We start from the raw sequence: 17,060 nt of genomic DNA on the forward strand, positions 1-17,060 counted from the left end.
AGCGCGAAAAGGCGTCACTCGCCCATGATCAACGGGTGGGGGCACATCGCTGCCGGACTGCGGCCGGAACTGGCCGGCGCCTAGACTCGGCAAGATGACTGTGCTGGATGAGGTGCGCATTGCGGACGTGACGTCGTCGGAGGCAGCGCTGCGGCGGTTTCTGCACGGGCTGCCCGGAGTCGATCAGGTCGGAGCCGAAGCCCGGGCAGCCGGGCTCGCGACGCGCTCGATCAAGACCACAGCCAAGGCGTTCGCCATCGATCTCGCGATATCGATGATCGACCTCACGACGCTGGAAGGCCAGGACACCCGGGGCAAGGTCCGCGCTCTGTGCGCCAAGGCGCAGCATCCGGACCCATCGGATCCGAGTGTCCCTCAGGTGGCCGCCATCTGTGTGTATCCCGACCTGGTCGCCACCGCCAAAGAGGCCCTGGGCAGCAGCGGCATCAAGGTAGCCAGTGTCGCCACCGCGTTCCCGGCCGGTCGCACCAGCCTGGATGTCAAGCAGGCCGACACCCGCGACGCCGTCGCCGCGGGCGCGGACGAAGTCGACATGGTGATCGACCGCGGAGCGTTCCTTTCCGGGCGGTACGGCCAGGTGTTCGACGAGATCGTCACGGTCAAGGAAGCCTGCGGGCAGGCGCACCTCAAGGTAATCCTGGAGACCGGTGAACTCGCCACGTTCGACAACGTCCGCCGCGCCTCGTGGCTGGCGATGCTGGCCGGCGCCGACTTCATCAAGACCAGCACCGGCAAGGTCGCACCAGCGGCAACACTGCCGGTCACGCTCGTGATGCTCGAGGCTGTGCGCGACTTCCGCGAAGCCACCGGCCGGCAGGTCGGCGTGAAACCGGCTGGCGGGATCCGGACTACCAAGGACGCCGTCCGGTACCTGGTGCTCGTGAACGAGACCGCCGGTGAAGACTGGCTCAGCCCCGACTGGTTCCGTATTGGCGCCTCCAGCCTGCTGAACGATCTTCTGATGCAACGCCAGAAGATGGCCACCGGGCGCTACGCCGGGCCGGACTACTTCACCCTCGACTAGCCAGCCGCCGCCCTCGTCGGAACGGTAGCCTGGGGTGTTATGGCCAAGTTCGAGTACGCACCGGCGCCGGAATCGCGTGCCGTCGTCGACATCAGGAGCTCTTACGGACTGTTCATCAACGGCAAGTTCGTCGACCCCGCTGATGGCACGTCGTTCAAGTCGGTCAACCCGGCCACCGAAGAGGTTCTGGCCGAGATCGCCGAGGCGGGCGAAACCGACATCGATCGTGCGGTCGCGGCTGCACGTGCCGCATACGCGAAGACCTGGTCGTCAATGTCCGGCCGCGACCGCGGCAAATACTTGTTCCGCATCGCGCGGCTGATCCAGGAACGCTCGCGCGAGCTGGCGGTGCTGGAGTCCATCGACAACGGCAAGCCGATCCGCGAATCGCGCGACGTGGACATCCCGCTCGTCGCGGCCTATTTCTTCTACTACGCAGGCTGGGCGGACAAACTGGAGTACGCCGGGTACGGCCCAGATCCGCGCCCCTATGGAGTCGCGGCGCAGGTCATTCCCTGGAACTTCCCGCTGCTGATGCTTGCGTGGAAGATCGCTCCGGCCTTGGCCACCGGCAACACCGTCGTCCTCAAGCCGGCCGAGACCACGCCGCTCACCGCCCTGCTCTTCGCCGAGATCTGTCAGCAGGCCGACCTTCCGCCCGGGGTGGTGAACATCATCACCGGTGCGGGCGCCACCGGACGTGCGCTCGTCGAACACGGCGACGTCGACAAGGTCGCCTTCACCGGTTCTACCGAGGTCGGCAAGGCGATTGCCCGCAGTGTCGCCGGAACCGCCAAGAAGGCGACGCTGGAGCTGGGCGGCAAGGCGGCGAACATCATCTTCGACGACGCGCCTGTCGACCAAGCCATCGAGGGCATCGTCAACGGCATCTTCTTCAACCAGGGACACGTCTGCTGTGCCGGCTCCCGGCTGCTCGTCCAGGAGTCGGTGTACGACGACGTCCTGGCCAGCCTCAAGCGTCGCCTGGCCACACTCCGGGTCGGCGATCCGCTGGACAAGAACACCGACGTCGGCGCCATCAACTCCGCCGAGCAGCTGGAGCGGGTCCGCACACTGTCCGACGTCGGCGAAAGTGAAGGAGCCGAACGTTGGTCACCAGCCTGCGACCTGCCGGATCGCGGCTTCTGGTTCCCGCCCACCGTCTTCACCGGGGTTTCCCAGGCACACCGCATCGCCCGCGAGGAGATCTTCGGGCCGGTCCTGTCCGTACTGACCTTCCGCACTCCCGCCGAGGCGGTCGAGAAGGCGAACAACACGCCGTTCGGGCTCTCCGCCGGGGTCTGGACCGACAAGGGTTCGCGCATCCTGTGGATGTCGCAGCAGCTCCGCGCCGGGGTGGTATGGGCCAACACGTTCAACCGCTTCGACCCGACATCGCCGTTCGGCGGTTACAAGGAATCGGGGTACGGCCGTGAGGGCGGCCGCCACGGGCTCGGAGCGTATCTGGTGTCGAGCGAGCGGAGTGGCCGGTGACGCGAGGAACGAGCGGCGCCGCCCGCGCAGCAAGCGAGCAGCCATGATCAAGTGCGCGTTACACCCCCCATTGGGCGCACAGAACGCACTTGATCTTGAACAGGGAGTCCACCGATGAGCGAACGACTGACCGTGAAGAAGACGTACAAGCTGTACATCGGCGGGAAGTTTCCCCGCTCGGAGTCCGGGCGGTCCTACCAGGTCACCGACGCCAAGGACCGATTCCTGGCCAATGCCGCCTGGGCGTCTCGCAAGGACGCTCGCGACGCGGTGGCGGCGGCCCGCAAGGCGCTGCCCGGATGGTCCGGCGCCACGGCGTACAACCGAGGACAGGTGCTGTACCGGGTGGCGGAGGTCATGGAAGGCCGCCGGGGACAGTTCGTGGACGAGGTGTCCGCCGGTGAGGGCTTGAGCCGAAGCAAAGCCGAGCGCGCCGTCGACGAAGCTATCGACAGGTGGGTCTGGTACGCCGGTTGGACGGACAAGATCGCCCAGGTGGTGGGGTCCAGCAACCCGGTGGCCGGGCCGTACTTCGACTTCTCGGTGCCGGAACCGACGGGTGTCGTGGCGGTGCTCGCGCCGCAGCGTTCGTCACTGCTCGGACTGGTGTCGGTGGTGGCGCCGGTGCTCGCGGGCGGGAACACCGCCGTGGTGACGTCGTCGTTCGAGCGGCCGCTGCCGGCCATCACCTTGAGCGAGGTACTGGCGACGTCCGATGTGCCGGGCGGCGTCGTCAACATCCTCACGGGACAGGTGGGTGACACCGCGCCATGGCTGGCGGCGCACATGGACGTCAACGCCATCGACCTGGCCGGCGCCGCGGGCGACGACGAGCACGCCGCGCAGCTGGAGCTGGCCGCGGCCGAGAACCTCAAGCGGGTGGTGCGCACGCCGTCGTCTGAGCCTGACTGGATGGCCCTGCCCGGACTGGATCGCATCACGTCGTTCCTGGAGACCAAGACCGTCTGGCACCCGGTGGGGATCTAACCCGCCATCGGCGCCGCCCGTATCGGCCACACCGGGCGGCTGCCACTCGCCTGTTCGCTCGCGCTGCCTGACTCCAAGATCTGCTATCGCCCGGCGATGTCTGGCACGAGAGGGAGCAGCAACTCGACCGTGTTGGCGGTCGGAGAATTGTCCTGCGGGTTCGTGACGTAGTGCTCGACGACCGGATCGTCGGAGAGCTGACGGCCGCTGTGGGGTACCCAGTGCCCGAAGAGCCAGTTGTATGTGTCGGGCATGTCCGCATAGGCACCGACGTGCGTGAGCGCAGCGTACGGGCCGCCTCGTATCGCGAAGTACTCGACGTCGACCGCATCGGGCGACAACGGTTCCAGCTCGCCGGTAAGTCCGGGCGGCCGGGTCGCACACGCCATCGCCTCCAGGTCCGCTTCCGCCGTTCGGGTCGGGTCCGAGAGGTACACGCCGTACATCTCCTGATCGGCAAGGTCGTGGCCGTGAGCCGCGAGCCAAATTCGCAGGTCGTGGAATGTCCGATCGATCGTTAGATAGGAGCCGCGGTGTCGTGCCGCGATGCACTTGACCGGCGGCAGCGCCCGCACATCCGCCTCGAAGGCTTGGGGATCCATGTGGGCGCGAGCCAGGCGAAGATCGACGTGCGTTCCACTATCGCGGTACTGGGCCGGGGTGGTCCCCGTTGCGGCCCTGAACGCTCGGGTGAAGGATGAAAGGTCCGGATAGCCGCACTCGCGCCCGATCCGGCGAACGGGCATCGTGCCCGAGACCAACAGGGATACCGCCCGCTGGAGGCGCACCCTCTTGACGAGCGCGGGCAGGGACTCACCGAACGCCGACACGAAGATTCGGTGCCAGTGCCTCGGGGAGAACCCGGCGACTTCGGCGAGCCTGACCAGGTCCAAGGGCTCATCCAGGTGGTCATAGATGTGGGTGAGGACCGCGTCGAATCGCTCTTCGTACTCGATCCACGTTCGAACCTGGGTCATCGCAGCCTAACCAGTTGCGCCCGCGTGCACCATGCCACCTCGCCGCTCATGGTAGCTGAATGCGAGCTCGATCATGATCCGGAGCTCGGCGAGCGGCAACGGACCTCCCGGGTCCAGGAGCACCGCCCTGCGGCCTCTGAAGTCCATGCGCGCGGCGAAGCTCCGGAACTCTTGAATGAGCGACGTTCGGCAATGGACCAGCAGTGCAGGCACGCCAGGGCCGTGCTCACCGAGTCGAATCGCCGTCCCGACCCCGTCGCGTAGAGGACGGTATGCGGGCTGCCCCCACGCCAGGTACTCACGCACGCCGCCCGTCGCCGGAAGCTCCATGACGGTCGTGAAGATCAACTCGCGCACCGACAGCAGCGCGTCGCGTACAGGAGCGGCGAGTTGCCCGTAGGCCGTTGCCACCTCGGGGCGGCACGGCCCGGAAATCTCGTTGCCGGCACTCATCGGGCAGCCGGCATCGGGGCGACGTTTCGGCGATTCCGTCTCTTCATGTCAGTTCACGCCGAGGTTGACGGAGACTGAGCCGTCGGCTCCGTACCGCTCGTATTCGCAGATGAACGTCTTGCGCGCATCGTCGTAGTCCCAGGCCGCTTTCCAGGCTTCCAGAACGCGTGCAGGATCACGGTCGGGGACGGCGAATTCAAGTCGCTCCGAAGCGGGGACCGAGGTCATTGTCATACCTTCCGGAATTATCGTCGAGGGATCGACAGCCACCCCGATGATGAAGGTGAACCAGCCCTCTCTGCTGCGACCAGCGTGCTCGAGGTTGGTGTAAACGGCGTAGACGTCGTCGGCGAGGCGTCCCGGCACGGCGCTGAGGGCGTCGTCGGTCAGGACCTTCTTCCACAGCGCCGGGATATCGGCAGCCGACGCGGCACCGTTGGTACGGATCCCGTCGCCGAGGACGGTGAAAGTCTCTGCGCGAAACTGCCGGGGAGTGATCGTCATGACTTCATCGTAAAGAGGCAGCGATGTGCAATACGTGCCATGTACGTGGCCGCGCGTGTGATCAGCGGCGGCGGTTGCGCGGATGGTTGCGCGCCGTGCGCTCGTTTCCCCGCTTGTAGTTGCCGGTCCAGCGAGCCATCACCTGTTGGGGGTCGCCGCCGCTGACCTCGTCGAGGAACTCTTGCGCACGCATGGCACGCAGTCTGGTCACGTCGCGGCCTTGGTGGCTGATGACGATGCTCCCGTCCGCGTACTCGGCGTAGTCGAATCCCTCCGGAGCACCCATGGACGAAGGTTATTCACCACCGCCTGGGCAGCAAAGCCATTTTCGCCACCAGCACGGGCGTCCCACCGCTCTACTTGTCCTCTACCTCCGAACCCGTGGGCTCGAGATCCGGCAGCTGTTCCCCGAACGGCGCACGCAGCTCAGGCTGCCCGCACTCGCCTTCGTCATCGCTGCCCGACAGTCTGGGGTAGACGTGTGCTCCCCAGGGGCTCGGCACCGTGAAGTCCACGCCCCTTGCATCGTCGTCACAGGCGATCCACGGCACCTCGACAGGGGTCCCGTCTTGGTCGAACAGCCGGACGCCGGTGAGCAGCTCACCGTCCGGACCGTACGGGAAAATGTTCGTCACCTGCCCGTCACCGCCTTGCGACCATTCATCGTCGGGAGCGACCGCCGGCTCGGAGACGTCGTCGACGGGGTGTTCCTCGTCCCAGCCGCCGTGGCCCTCGTCCCATTCGTCATCTGCGTAGCTGACGTACTCCACAACGGTCGTCCTGTCCGAATCGACGGCCGACGACAAAGCGACCGCACCGAGCACGACAGCAACGGTGTTCACGACCCCGAGCGCCACCCGGCGACCGCCCAGGAGTGGCTGCCGGCTGGTGCGCAGCCCGAGCCAGACCGAACCGACGACACCGACCAGGAAGACCGCCAGGCCGAGACTCATCGTGCTGGCGTACCCGACAGCCGCGCCCAGGGCTGCCGCCCGCGCTGCCCACCAGGCCGGGCGCAGCGACCGGGTGTACTCGAGTGCGGGTTCGCCCCACGGTTGCTGACCGAGCCACCGCTCAGCCCGCAACACGTGTGCGCTACCCGGGATGCCGCGCAGCTCCGCGTCGCGGTCCTCGGCCCCCAGCACAAGCGCCATGACGCATGCCACCGCGGCGATCGAGCTGATCAGCGACAGGGCAAGCCAGCCGGCCGTCTCGGGCCCGACGAACAAGATTCCGGCGACGCCGACCACCGCGCAGACAACCGCCGAGGTAGCCGCCACCGCCGCCAGAAAGCGCACCGCCCGCCTGATGGTCCCGGCCCGCGGCGACCGCGCGCTGAGGTCGGCCATTCCGGCCGCCGCGCGGAGCTCGGCCGCGTACTGGACGGGCGTCCCGAGGCGAGCGGTCAGCGTCTCCCAGGACAACCCCTCACCCAGTTCAGCGCCGACGGCGGCGAGATGCTCGCCCAGGTCAGCGGTCATCTCGGACAGCTCTTCCGGGTCGAGATCACCGAGCTGCTCGACGACCGCGTGTGTATACGCGGCGATGACGGGATGGATGCTCTCACGATCAGTGTTCACGCTGCCTCCTTGCCCTGGTCACCCAGCAACCCTGCCATGGTGCCGACGAATTCGTGCCATGTCTTGCCGGAGCGCCGGAGCATGTCCCGGCCGACACCGTTCAGGCTGTAGTACTTCCGATGTGGCCCCTCCACGGACGGCACCAGGTACGTGGTGAGTGCGCCGGACCGGTAGAGGCGGCGCAGCGTCCCATAGACCGAGGCATCGGCGACCTCGTCGAGCCCGGCCGCACGTAGCCGGCGCACGACGTCATACCCGTAGCCGTCGGAATCCCGGAGGACGGCCAGCACTGCGAGGTCGAGTACGCCCTTGAGGAGCTGGGTGGTGTCCATCGTTGCCCTCCCAGATACGTTCTGATGTGTAGTACTAAGGTATGCACAGTACTACACGCCGCATTCCAATACAGGCCGACACGCGCCGATCCACCTGATCAAATCCGCACACTTGGTCAAGACGGTCTCTGACCGACCAAGCCGGCTGCCTATGCACAGTGTCCTGGCGAACAAGGCAGTCCCTGGAACGTCCAGTAACATACGCGACACATATGCGCGTACTGGTCGTCGAAGATGACAACAGCTTTGCCGATGCGCTGAGCACGGCTCTGCGCCGGCACGGCCATGACGTGGTGCGCGCGGAATCCGGCGAACAGGCCTTGGCCGCACCGGCGTCCGACCTCGTGCTCCTCGACCTCGGCCTGCCGGACATCGACGGCATCCAGGTGCTGCGCCGCATCCGCGAACGCAGCCAGGTAGGTGTCATCGCCATCACGGCGCGCGGAGAGGAATCGCAGCGTGTCCTGGGCCTGCGCAACGGCGCCGACGATTACCTCGTCAAGCCGTTCGGCATGGCAGAGCTTTCGGCCCGAATGGACGCCGTGCGACGACGGATCGGCGCCCAGGCACCGCCCAGCCAACGGCTCCGGCTCGGCCCCATCGAAATCGACCTTTCCGAACGCACTGTCTTCTGCGGCAACACATCGGTCACCCTGACGCGCAAAGAATTCGATCTGCTCGCCGCTCTGGTCCGGGCCGGCGGAACGGTGCTCACCCGCGAGGACATCATGACCCAGGTGTGGCAGACCAGCTGGCACGGCGTGGCGCGAACGCTGGAAGTCCACGTCGCCAGCCTGCGGGCCAAACTCGGCGCGCCAGAGCTGATCCAGACCGTACGGGGCGTCGGATACCGCCTGGCCGTCGTGCCCGCCACGGCCGGCACGGACTGATCAGGGCGCCGACATGCGCCGCCGGCTGCTCTTCGCCTACCTGCTGATGCTGGCCGCCGTTCTCGTGGCCGTCGCCGTGCCCTACGCGACGTCAACCGCCACCCGTGACACACAGGCGGTCTTCATCGATCAGCTCAACGACACCGCCCGGTTCGCCTCTCTCGCCGAACCGGCATTGCGGTCGGGCGAAACCGTCATGCTGGCGGCGGAGCTGACCCGCTACGACGAGCTGTACACCGTCGGCGCGGCCGTACTGGACATCAACCGCGAGGTGATCACTGCCTCTCGCGAGGAGTTGCCTCTCTCGGATGACGCCGTTCAGACCAAGATCGACGCCGGCTTGTCCGGCGAGCGCTCCGGCATCGACCAGGTGGTCTGGCCGTGGGAACGGGAACCGCTGGTGCTGGTTGAACCAGTGGGCCGGGGCGGCGAAGTGATCGGAGTCGCGCTCACGGTCGCCGACACCGAGGAGCTCCGCGCGCAGATCCTCCGCCAGTGGTCGCTGCTGGCCACCATCGCCGTCGTGGCCCTGGGACTGGCCACCCTGGCGGCCGTCGGCCTGGCCCGCTGGACGCTGCGCCCGGTGCACGACCTCGACAGCGTTGCGCACGACATCAGCGCCGGCACACTCGACGCCCGGGTTCCGGAGGACGAAGGGCCGGCGGAGTTGCGGCGGCTGGCCAGCTCGTTCAACACCATGGCCGACACGGTGACCGGTGCGCTGACCCGGCAGCGTGCCTTCGTCTCGCATGCCAGCCATCAGCTGCGCACGCCGCTGGGCGTACTCCGCCTTAGGCTGGAGAATCTCGTGGACCATTTGCGGCCCAGCGGCGAACGTGAGCATCGACTGGCGATGGCCGAGACAGCCCGGCTGGCCGGCATTCTGTCCGGGCTGCTGGCGCTGGCCAGAGCGGAGGGGACCGAGCTCGATCTCGCGGCGGTCGACCTCGACGCGGTCGTCCAGGAGCGGGTCACCGCGTGGGAGCCGATGACCGCCACGCACAACGTTCGCCTGCTCCGGGCCGGAGGAGCCGATGCTCTGGTGCTAGCCGCCCCGGAGGCTCTCGAACAGGTCCTGGATGCGCTGATCGACAATGCGCTGAAGTTCGGCTCGCCCGATGGGGAGATCACCATCGGCACCGCGTTGTCCGACGACGGCCGGGCGGAGATCCACGTGACCGACGACGGCCCGGGGCTGGACGAGGAGGAACGCGCGCACGCCACCGAACGGTTCTGGCGTAGCCCGGCGCACCAGAACACCCCCGGCTCCGGCCTCGGCCTGGCGATCGTGCACGAGCTGATCAGCGCATGCGGCGGCGACTTGGCCCTGCTTCATGCCGAGCCACACGGCCTCGACGCCAGGATCCGGCTCCGGATCAGCCCGACCGGGCCGCCCGGTAATACCGAATCGCCCCTGCATGCAGCTCTACCGGATACGTCGAGAAGGCCGCCCGAAGGTTCAGCCGACGGGCCTCCTGATGCGCCCGTGCCAGTTCGTCCCGGGCGTTGAACAGCAGCGCTGTCAGCTCATACGCCAGCGACTCGTCCATGTCCTCGCGCACGACCAGGTAGTTCGGCACTCCGATGGTCGTCGTCGTTTCCAGCCCGTACATCGACCGGGGAATGCTGCGTTCGGAGTACAGCTCACCGAAGCGCTCACGCATCTGGGGTACCTGTTCGGACAGGTCGATGAGCCGGATGCGCTCAGCGTCGGCGAGCTCGCTGATCGCGGCCGTAGGGAGCCCGGCGGAGAAGAAGAACGCGCTGATCTCACCGGCGGCGAGCGCAACGGCTGACTCGTCGATGTTCAGCCGATGGCGCATGATGTCGGATGCCGGGTCCATAGCAGCCACCTCGAGTAGCCGGTCGACGATCACCTCGGTACCGGACCCAGCCGCTCCGGTCGAGACGGGGTGTCCGCGCAGATCATCCAGGGACCAGATGTCGGACTCGGCCGCCACCACGAAATGCACGTAGTTGTCGTACAGGCGAGCCAGGGCGCGCACGGGCTGGGGTTCGCCGAATGGGTCGTCGCCGTTCACCGCCAATGACACCGAGTCGGCCAGGCTGAACGCGACTTCGGCGTCGCCGCCGACCACCATGCGGATGTTGTCCAGCGACGCGGCGGTCTCGAGCACCTCCGGGCTCAGATCGGGCAGATGCGCGCGCACGGCGTCGGCCATGCCGTGTCCGTAGTCGAAATACACCCCGCCCGGCCCACCGGTAGCGATCCGAAGGTCGCCGGACGGTCCCGGTTCCGAACACGCCGCCAACCCCACCAGCAAGGCAGCGCCCGCGCTGAGAGTGGCTAAGAACCCGCGCGAATAGGGGCGGCTCCCTATTCGCGCGGGTTCCAAGAGCCGTTTCATGCCACGTGACCCTAGTGACTATCCGGCACGAAGCACTAGGCCAGCGAAGCTCAAACCTTCCTCAACTCTGCCGTCATCACCGGCTACAAACGCCCACATCTGCCGATACCGTCCGTGGCGTCGCCGTGACCCGGGTCACTCCACACGACGCTCAACGACGAGAAGGAGCACCCATGCAACCCCGATCTTTCACCGCCGCGCTGGCCGCCGTCGCCGGGTCCGCGCTGATTCTCACCGCATGTTCCCAACCGGCCGACCAGAGCAGTGACGAAGACTCCGGCAGCCTTTCCATCGCCACGGGCACCACCTCCGGCATCTACTACCCGGTTGGCGGGGCTATGTCAGAGATCATCAACGGCGAACTCGACGACGTCAGCGCCAGCGCGGAGGCGACGGGCGCGTCGGTCGAGAACCTGCGGCTGCTCAACAGCGGCGACAGCGACCTGGCCATCGTCCAGGGCGACGCCGCCTACCAGGCCTTCCACGGCGCGGGCGAGTTCGAGGACGGCGCGATCGAGAACCAGAGCCTGATGGTGCTGTATCCGAACGTGTACCACGCGGTGTCCCTGGAGTCGATTCATGAGAATCTCGAGCTCAACTGCTTCAGCGACATCGCCGGTCACCGCTTCTCCGTGGGCGCACCGGGAAGCGGAAACGAGCTCGCCACCAATCTCGTCTTCGACGCGTTGGGCATGTCCCCTGACTCGGACATATCCCGGCAGCGCTACGCCTACGCCGAGACTGCCCGAGCGCTTCGCGACGGCCAGGTCGACGCGGGCTCCTGGGTGGTCGGCGAAGGCCACGGCTCACTGGGAGAACTCGAAGCCACGAACCCCATCCACCTGATCCCCATCTGCGACGACGAAGTCAGCCAGGTGACCGACGAGCACCCGTTCTACACACCGCACACGATCGACGCGGGCACGTATTCGACCGTGACCGACGACGTACAGACCATCGCGTTGTGGAACATCGTGGCCGTCAGCCCGGACATGTCCGAAGAGCGCGGCTACGAACTGGCGAAGACGCTCTACGAGAACGTCGGCTCGATCAACCAGGTCTACGCCGCCGGCGAGGAGTACCTGAACCTGGAGACGCTCGAGTTCAGCCCAGTCCCGCTGCATCCGGGGGTGATCAAGTACGCCGAGGAACAGGGCGTGACGATCCCGGATGAGCTCCGGCCGTAGGCAGGACCACGTCGTGGCATGCCGAACTCGCGGCGGCGCTCAGACCATCGTGACGTGCGCCGTGACCTGTGCCGCTGTTTGCGCGACGGCCTGTTCCTCGTCAGGCCCGCCCGGCAGCGACGACGAGCCGAACCGGCTGTCGATCGCGACGGGGACCACCTCCGGCATCTACTACCCGGTAGGTGGAGCGATGTCGGAGATCATCAACGGCGAGATCGACGGGCTGAGCGCCAGCGTGGAAGCCACTGGGGCGTCGGTCGAGAACATGCGACTGCTCGGCCGCGGCGACAGCGACCTGGCCATCGCCCAAGGAGACGTCGTCTATCAGGCTTACCACGCCAATGGCGAGTTCACCGGGGACGCCATTGAATCGCAGAGCCTGATGGTGCTGTACCCGAACGTCTACCACGCGGTTTCGCTGGCGTCGGTTCATGCGGACATCGGGCTCGACTGCTTCGGCGACATCGCCGGCCATCGCTTCTCCGTCGGGGCAGCCGGCAGCGGCAACGAACTCGCCACCAACCTCGTCTTCGACGCGTTGGACCTCTCACCGGAGTCCGACATCACCCGGGAGCAGTACGCCTACGCCGACACCGCACGGGCATTGCTCGAGGGCGAGATCGAGGCGGGCTCGTGGGTGGTCGGAGAGGAACACGCCTCGCTGAGCGAACTCGAGGCAACCTCCCCGATCCACCTGATCCCGGTCTGCGACGACGAACGCGAGCAGGTCACGCGGCGACATCCCTTCTATCGGACACACACGATCCGGGCGGGTACATACGCAACGGTGGAGCACGACGTGCTGACCATCGCGTTGTGGAACGTCGTGGCCGTCAGCCCGGAGATGTCCGAGGAACGAGGCTACGAACTCGCCAAGACCTTGTACGAGAACGTCGATGCCATCAGCCAGGTGTACGACAGCGGCGCTCGCTACCTGACGCTGGCCTCGCTACGCAACAGTCCGGTTCCGTTGCATCCCGGGCTGGTGAGGTACGCCGAGGAACAAGGCTTCACGGTTCCCGAGGAACTCAAGCCGGGCACCGGCGGATGACCAGCGACGTGTGCTCCGCTCGCCCCCGCGCACGATCTGCCGTCGCGGCCGCGGCGCTCATCGTCGTCACCGCAATCATTGCGCTGGTCCTGCCGGTCTGGCCGGTGCTCACCGTCGGCCCCGACGACGGACCGGTCCAATATCTGCCCCTGCGCGACGGCGAGCCGTTCGCGGTGAGTTTCGTGCATTCACTCGATCACCTGCCGGTCGAGGACTGGTATCACGTCGACGACGGTCACATCGTCCAAGACTCCACCAGGCTGCAACAGTTCGGCGCCGGCATGGGACACATCGCCGGCATCGGCCGTGGGCAGGACGCCGGCGAATGGTGGGAGATCACCGGCATGAACCGCCACATCGGGGAGCTGTTGATCCGGGCCGGTAGCGAAAGCGTCGACCACCGCCTTCACCACGCCGAACAGATCATCCCCTTGTCACAGTGCTGGGCCGGGCAACGGGTCACCGTCCGTCCGGACCGGCTCTCAACCCTGCACCGTGCCGCCCTGTGGTTTCAGTCACCGGGGTGCGCGGCGTGAAAACCCGGGCCGACCGGAGTCTCGAAACCGAGGAGAGCGGCATGAGCCTCAGCACACCAGCGGACCAGCACGCTGAAACGGCCGAACCGGACGGCCGAGATGCGCCGCTGTGGCGGCAGCTGGGAACCGCCCGCTGGGGCGACGGTCCGGTGGGGGTCGTCGCCGCCTACGCCGTCCTGCTCATCGCCATCGGCTTGGGCTGCTTCCAGCTGTACACCGCCATCAGCCTGGATCTTGATGCGTTCCTGCAGCGTGTCCTGCACCTGATGTTCGTGCTGGTGCTGGTCTTCCTGCTCCGGCCGGCCGGCAAGCGGGCGTGGGCGCGTTCGGCGCCGATGGCCGTCGTCGACCTGTTGCTCGTGGCCGCCGCGATGATGGTCAGCCTCTACATCGTGCTGCTCTTCGACGAGATCGTCGGCCGCCAGGGTGCGCCCACCACGATGGATCTGGCCATGGGCACCGTGACGATCCTGATACTGCTCGAAGCCTGCCGGCGGGTGATCGGGCTGTTCATGTCGGTGCTGGTGTTCTGCTTCTTGTTCTATGCGTGGATCGGGCCGCTGCTGCCAGGTCTACTCCACCACGACGGCTACACCTTCCAGCGCATCGTCTACCACACGTATCTGTTCCAGGAGGGCATCTACGGCCTGGCCCTCGGCGTGGCGGCGACCTTCGTGTTCATGTTCATCTTCTTCGGGGCGATGCTGCAGAAGACCGGCGGCGGAGCGTTCTTCATCGACATCGCCTACACCCTGACCGGGAAGTACCGCGGCGGTCCCGCCAAGGGCGCCGTGGTCGGCAGCGCCATGATGGGCTCGGTGTCCGGCAGCGCGATCGCCAACACGGTCACCACCGGCGCCTTCACCATCCCGATGATGAAGAAGGTCGGCTACAAGCCGCACGAGGCGGGCGGAGTCGAGGCCGCGGCGTCCACCGGCGGCCAGCTGCTACCGCCGATCATGGGCGCCGGAGCGTTCGTGATGGCCGAGCTCCTCGGGGTTCCGTACACGGAGATCGTCAAGATCGCGATCATCCCGGCCATCATGTACTTCGCGGTGATCTTCCTCTTCGTCGACATCGTGGCTCGCCGGCACGGTATCCAGGGGCTGCCCAAGGAGAGCCTGCCGCGGCTGCGCGCGGTGATGGCCGGAGGCTTCCACTTCCTTATTCCGTTCGTCCTGCTCGTGTACCTCCTGACGCAATACATGACGCCGCTGCTGGCCGGGCTGTATGCGACCGCCGTGTTGTTCGGCGTGGCGATGTTGCGCGCCAGCAGCCGGCTGAACGTCAGGGACGTCGCCGAGGTGTTCATGCTGGCGGCCCGTAACACGTTGGGCGTCACGGTCGCCACCGCGGCGGCGGGGATCATCGTGGGCGTCGTCGGGCTCACCGGGCTCGGGCTGAAGTTCTCCAGCATGGTCGTGAGCGTCGGTGGGGGCCACCTGTTCCCCACCCTCATCATGGTGGCGCTGGCCTCACTGGTGCTCGGCATGGGCCTGCCGGTCACGGCGTCGTACATCGTCGTCGCGGTGCTCGCCGTACCCGCGCTGGATGATCTGGGACTGCCAGTGATCGTCGCCCACATGATCGTCTACTGGTACAGCCAGGACTCGAACGTCACGCCGCCCATCGCCCTGGCTGGATTCGCCGCATCCGGCATCGCCGGGTCGAGTCCGATGCGTACCGGGGTCGCGGCGTGGAAGTTCTCAAAGGGTCTGTACCTGATACCGCTGCTCATGGCGTATTCGCCGCTGCTGCTCAACGGCACGTTGTCCGAGATCGTCGTCGCGGTGCTCAGCGGCCTGGTTGGCTTGCTGACCTTCGCCGTGGCCATCGAGGGGTTCTGGCTGCGCAAGACCACCGTCGTCGAACGGGTGGCCGCCGCCGGCGCCACCGCGCTGCTACTGGCACCGACCACGCTGACCGACGTCATCGGGGCTGTGCTGGCGCTCGGCGTCGTGGTGTCGCAGGTGCACAGCTACCGCCGCGCCACCACACCATGACTCCCGTCCGGGACATCCCCGAGCTCTCGGATCAGGGCGGCGCCATCCCGAAGACCGACACGTGCGGCGCACCGCGGACGTAGCGTGGAGACATGAACAGTTACTACTCCCCCAGCCGCAGAGGACTGTCCCGTCCCCGCAACGGACGCATGCTCGGCGGGGTGTGTGCCGGGCTGGCCCGGCGGTTCGGCATGAGCCCGACGACGGTGCGTGTGCTGGCCCTGATCTCGTGTCTGCTCCCTGGCCCGAGCGTGATCATCTACCTCGCCCTGTGGATCGTCATCCCGAGTGACTAACAGTCGCTCCGCGATCGGTGATCGTGAGCGCATTACTGTCGCGGAGAGGTGATCGTGAGCGCATTTCAGCCGTAATTTAGCGCGATATTCGGCTCACGATCACCGGGACGCAGGCCGGAGATGTGCCAGCGTCCGTTGCGCCACCAACGCGGCGTAACCGGGCTTCACGACGTCGTTGATCAGCGCCAACCGCTCGTCGAACGGGATGAAAGCGCTCTTCAACGCATTCACCGTGAACCATTGGAAGTCGCTCAGGTCGTAACCGAAAGCCTCGGCAAGCACGCTGAACTCACGCGACATCGACGTCGCGCTCATGAGCCGGTTGTCGGTGTTGACCGTCACCCGGAACCGAAGCTTCGCCAGGAGGCCGAACGGATGCTCGGCGATCGACGACGCCGCGCCGGTCTGGATGTTCGACGACGGACACAACTCCAGCGGGATCCGCTTGTCTCGCACGTACGCGGCCAAGCGGCCCAGGACAGGCTGACCGGCATCGCTCATCGTGATGTCGTCGACGATACGCACACCGTGCCCCAGCCGGTCCGCGCCGCACCACTGCAACGCCTCCCAGATGGATGGCAACCCGAACGCCTCACCGGCGTGGATGGTGAAATGCGCGTTCTCCCGTCGCAGGAATTCGAACGCGTCGAGATGGCGGGTGGGCGGGAAACCCGCCTCCGCGCCCGCGATGTCGAACCCCACGACCCCCGCCTCGCGGTACCGGATGACCAGTTCGGCGATCTCTCTGGAGCGCGCCGCGTGCCGCATCGCGGTGAGAAGTGTGGCCACCTTGACGGGGCGACCGGCCTCGGCGGCACGCTGCTCGCCCTGCCGGAACCCCTCCTGAACGGCTTCGACGACATCGTCCAGGCTCAGTTCGCGGTCGAGGTGCAGCTCAGGAGCGTAACGAACCTCGGCATAGACGACGCCGTCCGCGGCTAGGTCTTCGGCACACTCCGCGGCGACCCGGACGAGCGCCTCACGGGTCTGCATGACGCCCACCGTGTGCTGGAAGGTCTCCAGGTACCGGTCGAGCGAACCGGAATCTGCGGAGTCGACGAACCAGGTCCGCAGTCCGTCCGCGTCGGGGACCGGCAGCTCGTGGCCGTGGTCGGCCGCCAGGTCGACGATGGTTTCCGGCCGGAGCCCGCCGTCGAGGTGATCGTGCAGGACAACCTTCGGAGCGGAGCGGATTTCCTCAGGCGTAGGACTCATGCTTGCGACGTTACACGCCCCCGTGGCCGCCATTACACGCATCCGGGACCGCCGTCCCCCGGCCCCCTCCCCCGTGATCGTCAGTGGGGTGGGGGTGGGCACCCCGGCACACACACCCCCGGGGAGGACCAGCGGGGCACC

17 protein-coding genes and 1 pseudogene are annotated in these 17,060 nt (G+C 66.9%); 10 read left to right on the forward strand and 8 right to left on the reverse strand.

All coding sequences use genetic code 11. The features are described from left to right. The first annotated feature begins 94 nt into the window (after positions 1-94). From deoC to F7O44_RS23020, 3 genes are all read left to right on the forward strand, one after another. A complete protein-coding gene (gene deoC, locus F7O44_RS23010) occupies positions 95-1,045 on the forward strand; it encodes a deoxyribose-phosphate aldolase (RefSeq protein WP_174255974.1) in 951 nt (316 codons plus the stop codon). Between the two features lie 39 nt (positions 1,046-1,084). Next, positions 1,085-2,539, forward strand: coding sequence for an aldehyde dehydrogenase family protein (locus F7O44_RS23015; protein WP_162452653.1), 1,455 nt, complete (start codon positions 1,085-1,087; stop codon positions 2,537-2,539). 114 nt (positions 2,540-2,653) lie between these two features. Next, positions 2,654-3,526, forward strand: a complete 873-nt coding sequence (locus F7O44_RS23020; protein ID WP_162452654.1) for an aldehyde dehydrogenase family protein — start codon at positions 2,654-2,656, stop codon at positions 3,524-3,526. Between the two features lie 83 nt (positions 3,527-3,609). Here F7O44_RS23020 and F7O44_RS23025 read toward each other — a convergent pair whose 3' ends face one another. The 6 genes from F7O44_RS23025 to F7O44_RS23050 form a co-directional block, all read right to left on the reverse strand. After that, positions 3,610-4,503, reverse strand: a complete 894-nt coding sequence (locus tag F7O44_RS23025) for an AraC family transcriptional regulator (RefSeq protein WP_162452655.1) — start codon at positions 4,501-4,503, stop codon at positions 3,610-3,612. Between the two features lie 6 nt (positions 4,504-4,509). Further along, positions 4,510-4,956 carry a DUF1801 domain-containing protein gene (locus F7O44_RS23030; protein WP_162452656.1) on the reverse strand — a complete coding sequence of 149 codons (447 nt, stop codon included), beginning with the start codon at positions 4,954-4,956 and terminating at the stop codon, positions 4,510-4,512. 48 nt (positions 4,957-5,004) lie between these two features. Beyond that, entirely contained in the window at positions 5,005-5,460 is a 456-nt protein-coding gene (locus tag F7O44_RS23035; protein ID WP_162452657.1) for a GyrI-like domain-containing protein, read from the reverse strand. A gap of 61 nt (positions 5,461-5,521) precedes the next feature. Continuing rightward, positions 5,522-5,746 carry a hypothetical protein gene (locus F7O44_RS23040; protein WP_162452658.1) on the reverse strand — a complete coding sequence of 75 codons (225 nt, stop codon included), beginning with the start codon at positions 5,744-5,746 and terminating at the stop codon, positions 5,522-5,524. Positions 5,747-5,816: 70 nt separating this feature from the next. Further along, positions 5,817-7,040 (reverse strand): hypothetical protein, encoded by a 1,224-nt coding sequence (locus F7O44_RS29480; RefSeq protein ID WP_187361580.1) that lies wholly within the window; start codon positions 7,038-7,040, stop codon positions 5,817-5,819. After that, positions 7,037-7,372, reverse strand: a complete 336-nt coding sequence (locus F7O44_RS23050) for a PadR family transcriptional regulator (RefSeq protein ID WP_162452659.1) — start codon at positions 7,370-7,372, stop codon at positions 7,037-7,039. Before F7O44_RS23050 ends, F7O44_RS29480 begins: the two co-directional genes overlap by 4 nt. Before the next feature lie 212 nt (positions 7,373-7,584). Between F7O44_RS23050 and F7O44_RS23055 the strand changes: the two genes are divergently transcribed. Continuing rightward, positions 7,585-8,262: a response regulator transcription factor gene (locus F7O44_RS23055; protein ID WP_162452660.1), complete on the forward strand. Its 678-nt coding sequence runs from the start codon at positions 7,585-7,587 to the stop codon at positions 8,260-8,262. Between the two features lie 196 nt (positions 8,263-8,458). Beyond that, positions 8,459-9,625 (forward strand): annotated as a pseudogene (locus F7O44_RS23060) (HAMP domain-containing sensor histidine kinase); the annotation flags it as partial. 13 nt (positions 9,626-9,638) lie between these two features. Here the strand turns inward: F7O44_RS23060 and F7O44_RS30630 are convergent. Beyond that, a complete protein-coding gene (locus tag F7O44_RS30630) occupies positions 9,639-10,631 on the reverse strand; it encodes a TAXI family TRAP transporter solute-binding subunit (protein ID WP_162452662.1) in 993 nt (330 codons plus the stop codon). Between the two features lie 173 nt (positions 10,632-10,804). Between F7O44_RS30630 and F7O44_RS23070 the strand changes: the two genes are divergently transcribed. The 5 genes from F7O44_RS23070 to F7O44_RS23090 all read left to right on the forward strand — a co-directional run bounded on the left by F7O44_RS23070 (position 10,805) and on the right by F7O44_RS23090 (position 15,704). Further along, complete coding sequence (locus F7O44_RS23070; protein WP_162452663.1) at positions 10,805-11,818, forward strand: TAXI family TRAP transporter solute-binding subunit; 1,014 nt, start codon at positions 10,805-10,807, stop codon at positions 11,816-11,818. Between the two features lie 61 nt (positions 11,819-11,879). Continuing rightward, the gene (locus F7O44_RS23075) at positions 11,880-12,869 is read left to right on the forward strand and encodes a TAXI family TRAP transporter solute-binding subunit (RefSeq protein ID WP_425501423.1); all 990 of its coding nucleotides are present in this window, start codon (positions 11,880-11,882) and stop codon (positions 12,867-12,869) included. Further along, complete coding sequence (locus F7O44_RS23080) at positions 12,866-13,405, forward strand: DUF1850 domain-containing protein (protein ID WP_162452665.1); 540 nt, start codon at positions 12,866-12,868, stop codon at positions 13,403-13,405. Before F7O44_RS23075 ends, F7O44_RS23080 begins: the two co-directional genes overlap by 4 nt. Before the next feature lie 41 nt (positions 13,406-13,446). Continuing rightward, positions 13,447-15,408: a TRAP transporter permease gene (locus tag F7O44_RS23085; RefSeq protein WP_162452666.1), complete on the forward strand. Its 1,962-nt coding sequence runs from the start codon at positions 13,447-13,449 to the stop codon at positions 15,406-15,408. A gap of 92 nt (positions 15,409-15,500) precedes the next feature. Then, entirely contained in the window at positions 15,501-15,704 is a 204-nt protein-coding gene (locus tag F7O44_RS23090; RefSeq protein ID WP_162452667.1) for a PspC domain-containing protein, read from the forward strand. Positions 15,705-15,803: 99 nt separating this feature from the next. Here F7O44_RS23090 and F7O44_RS23095 read toward each other — a convergent pair whose 3' ends face one another. Beyond that, complete coding sequence (locus tag F7O44_RS23095; RefSeq protein ID WP_425501424.1) at positions 15,804-16,952, reverse strand: adenosine deaminase; 1,149 nt, start codon at positions 16,950-16,952, stop codon at positions 15,804-15,806. Between the last annotated feature and the right edge of the window lie 108 nt (positions 16,953-17,060).

Origin of the sequence: Phytoactinopolyspora mesophila (assembly GCF_010122465.1) — a bacterium.
Lineage (GTDB): Bacteria > Actinomycetota > Actinomycetes > Jiangellales > Jiangellaceae > Phytoactinopolyspora > Phytoactinopolyspora mesophila.

What these genes read in the sequence shown, in the direction of transcription:
- F7O44_RS23030 (WP_162452656.1), bottom strand. Translation starts at nt 4,956, where the DNA reads ATGAGTGCCGGCAACGAGATTTCCGGGCCGTGCCGCCCCGAGGTGGCA.
- F7O44_RS23020 (WP_162452654.1), top strand. Translation starts at nt 2,654, where the DNA reads ATGAGCGAACGACTGACCGTGAAGAAGACGTACAAGCTGTACATCGGC.
- F7O44_RS23080 (WP_162452665.1), top strand. Translation starts at nt 12,866, where the DNA reads ATGACCAGCGACGTGTGCTCCGCTCGCCCCCGCGCACGATCTGCCGTC.
- F7O44_RS23035 (WP_162452657.1), bottom strand. Translation starts at nt 5,460, where the DNA reads ATGACGATCACTCCCCGGCAGTTTCGCGCAGAGACTTTCACCGTCCTC.
- F7O44_RS23090 (WP_162452667.1), top strand. Translation starts at nt 15,501, where the DNA reads ATGAACAGTTACTACTCCCCCAGCCGCAGAGGACTGTCCCGTCCCCGC.
- F7O44_RS23040 (WP_162452658.1), bottom strand. Translation starts at nt 5,746, where the DNA reads ATGGGTGCTCCGGAGGGATTCGACTACGCCGAGTACGCGGACGGGAGC.
- F7O44_RS23070 (WP_162452663.1), top strand. Translation starts at nt 10,805, where the DNA reads ATGCAACCCCGATCTTTCACCGCCGCGCTGGCCGCCGTCGCCGGGTCC.
- F7O44_RS23025 (WP_162452655.1), bottom strand. Translation starts at nt 4,503, where the DNA reads ATGACCCAGGTTCGAACGTGGATCGAGTACGAAGAGCGATTCGACGCG.
- F7O44_RS30630 (WP_162452662.1), bottom strand. Translation starts at nt 10,631, where the DNA reads ATGAAACGGCTCTTGGAACCCGCGCGAATAGGGAGCCGCCCCTATTCG.
- F7O44_RS23050 (WP_162452659.1), bottom strand. Translation starts at nt 7,372, where the DNA reads ATGGACACCACCCAGCTCCTCAAGGGCGTACTCGACCTCGCAGTGCTG.
- F7O44_RS23015 (WP_162452653.1), top strand. Translation starts at nt 1,085, where the DNA reads ATGGCCAAGTTCGAGTACGCACCGGCGCCGGAATCGCGTGCCGTCGTC.
- deoC (WP_174255974.1), top strand. Translation starts at nt 95, where the DNA reads ATGACTGTGCTGGATGAGGTGCGCATTGCGGACGTGACGTCGTCGGAG.
- F7O44_RS23095 (WP_425501424.1), bottom strand. Translation starts at nt 16,952, where the DNA reads ATGGCGGCCACGGGGGCGTGTAACGTCGCAAGCATGAGTCCTACGCCT.
- F7O44_RS23055 (WP_162452660.1), top strand. Translation starts at nt 7,585, where the DNA reads ATGCGCGTACTGGTCGTCGAAGATGACAACAGCTTTGCCGATGCGCTG.
- F7O44_RS23085 (WP_162452666.1), top strand. Translation starts at nt 13,447, where the DNA reads ATGAGCCTCAGCACACCAGCGGACCAGCACGCTGAAACGGCCGAACCG.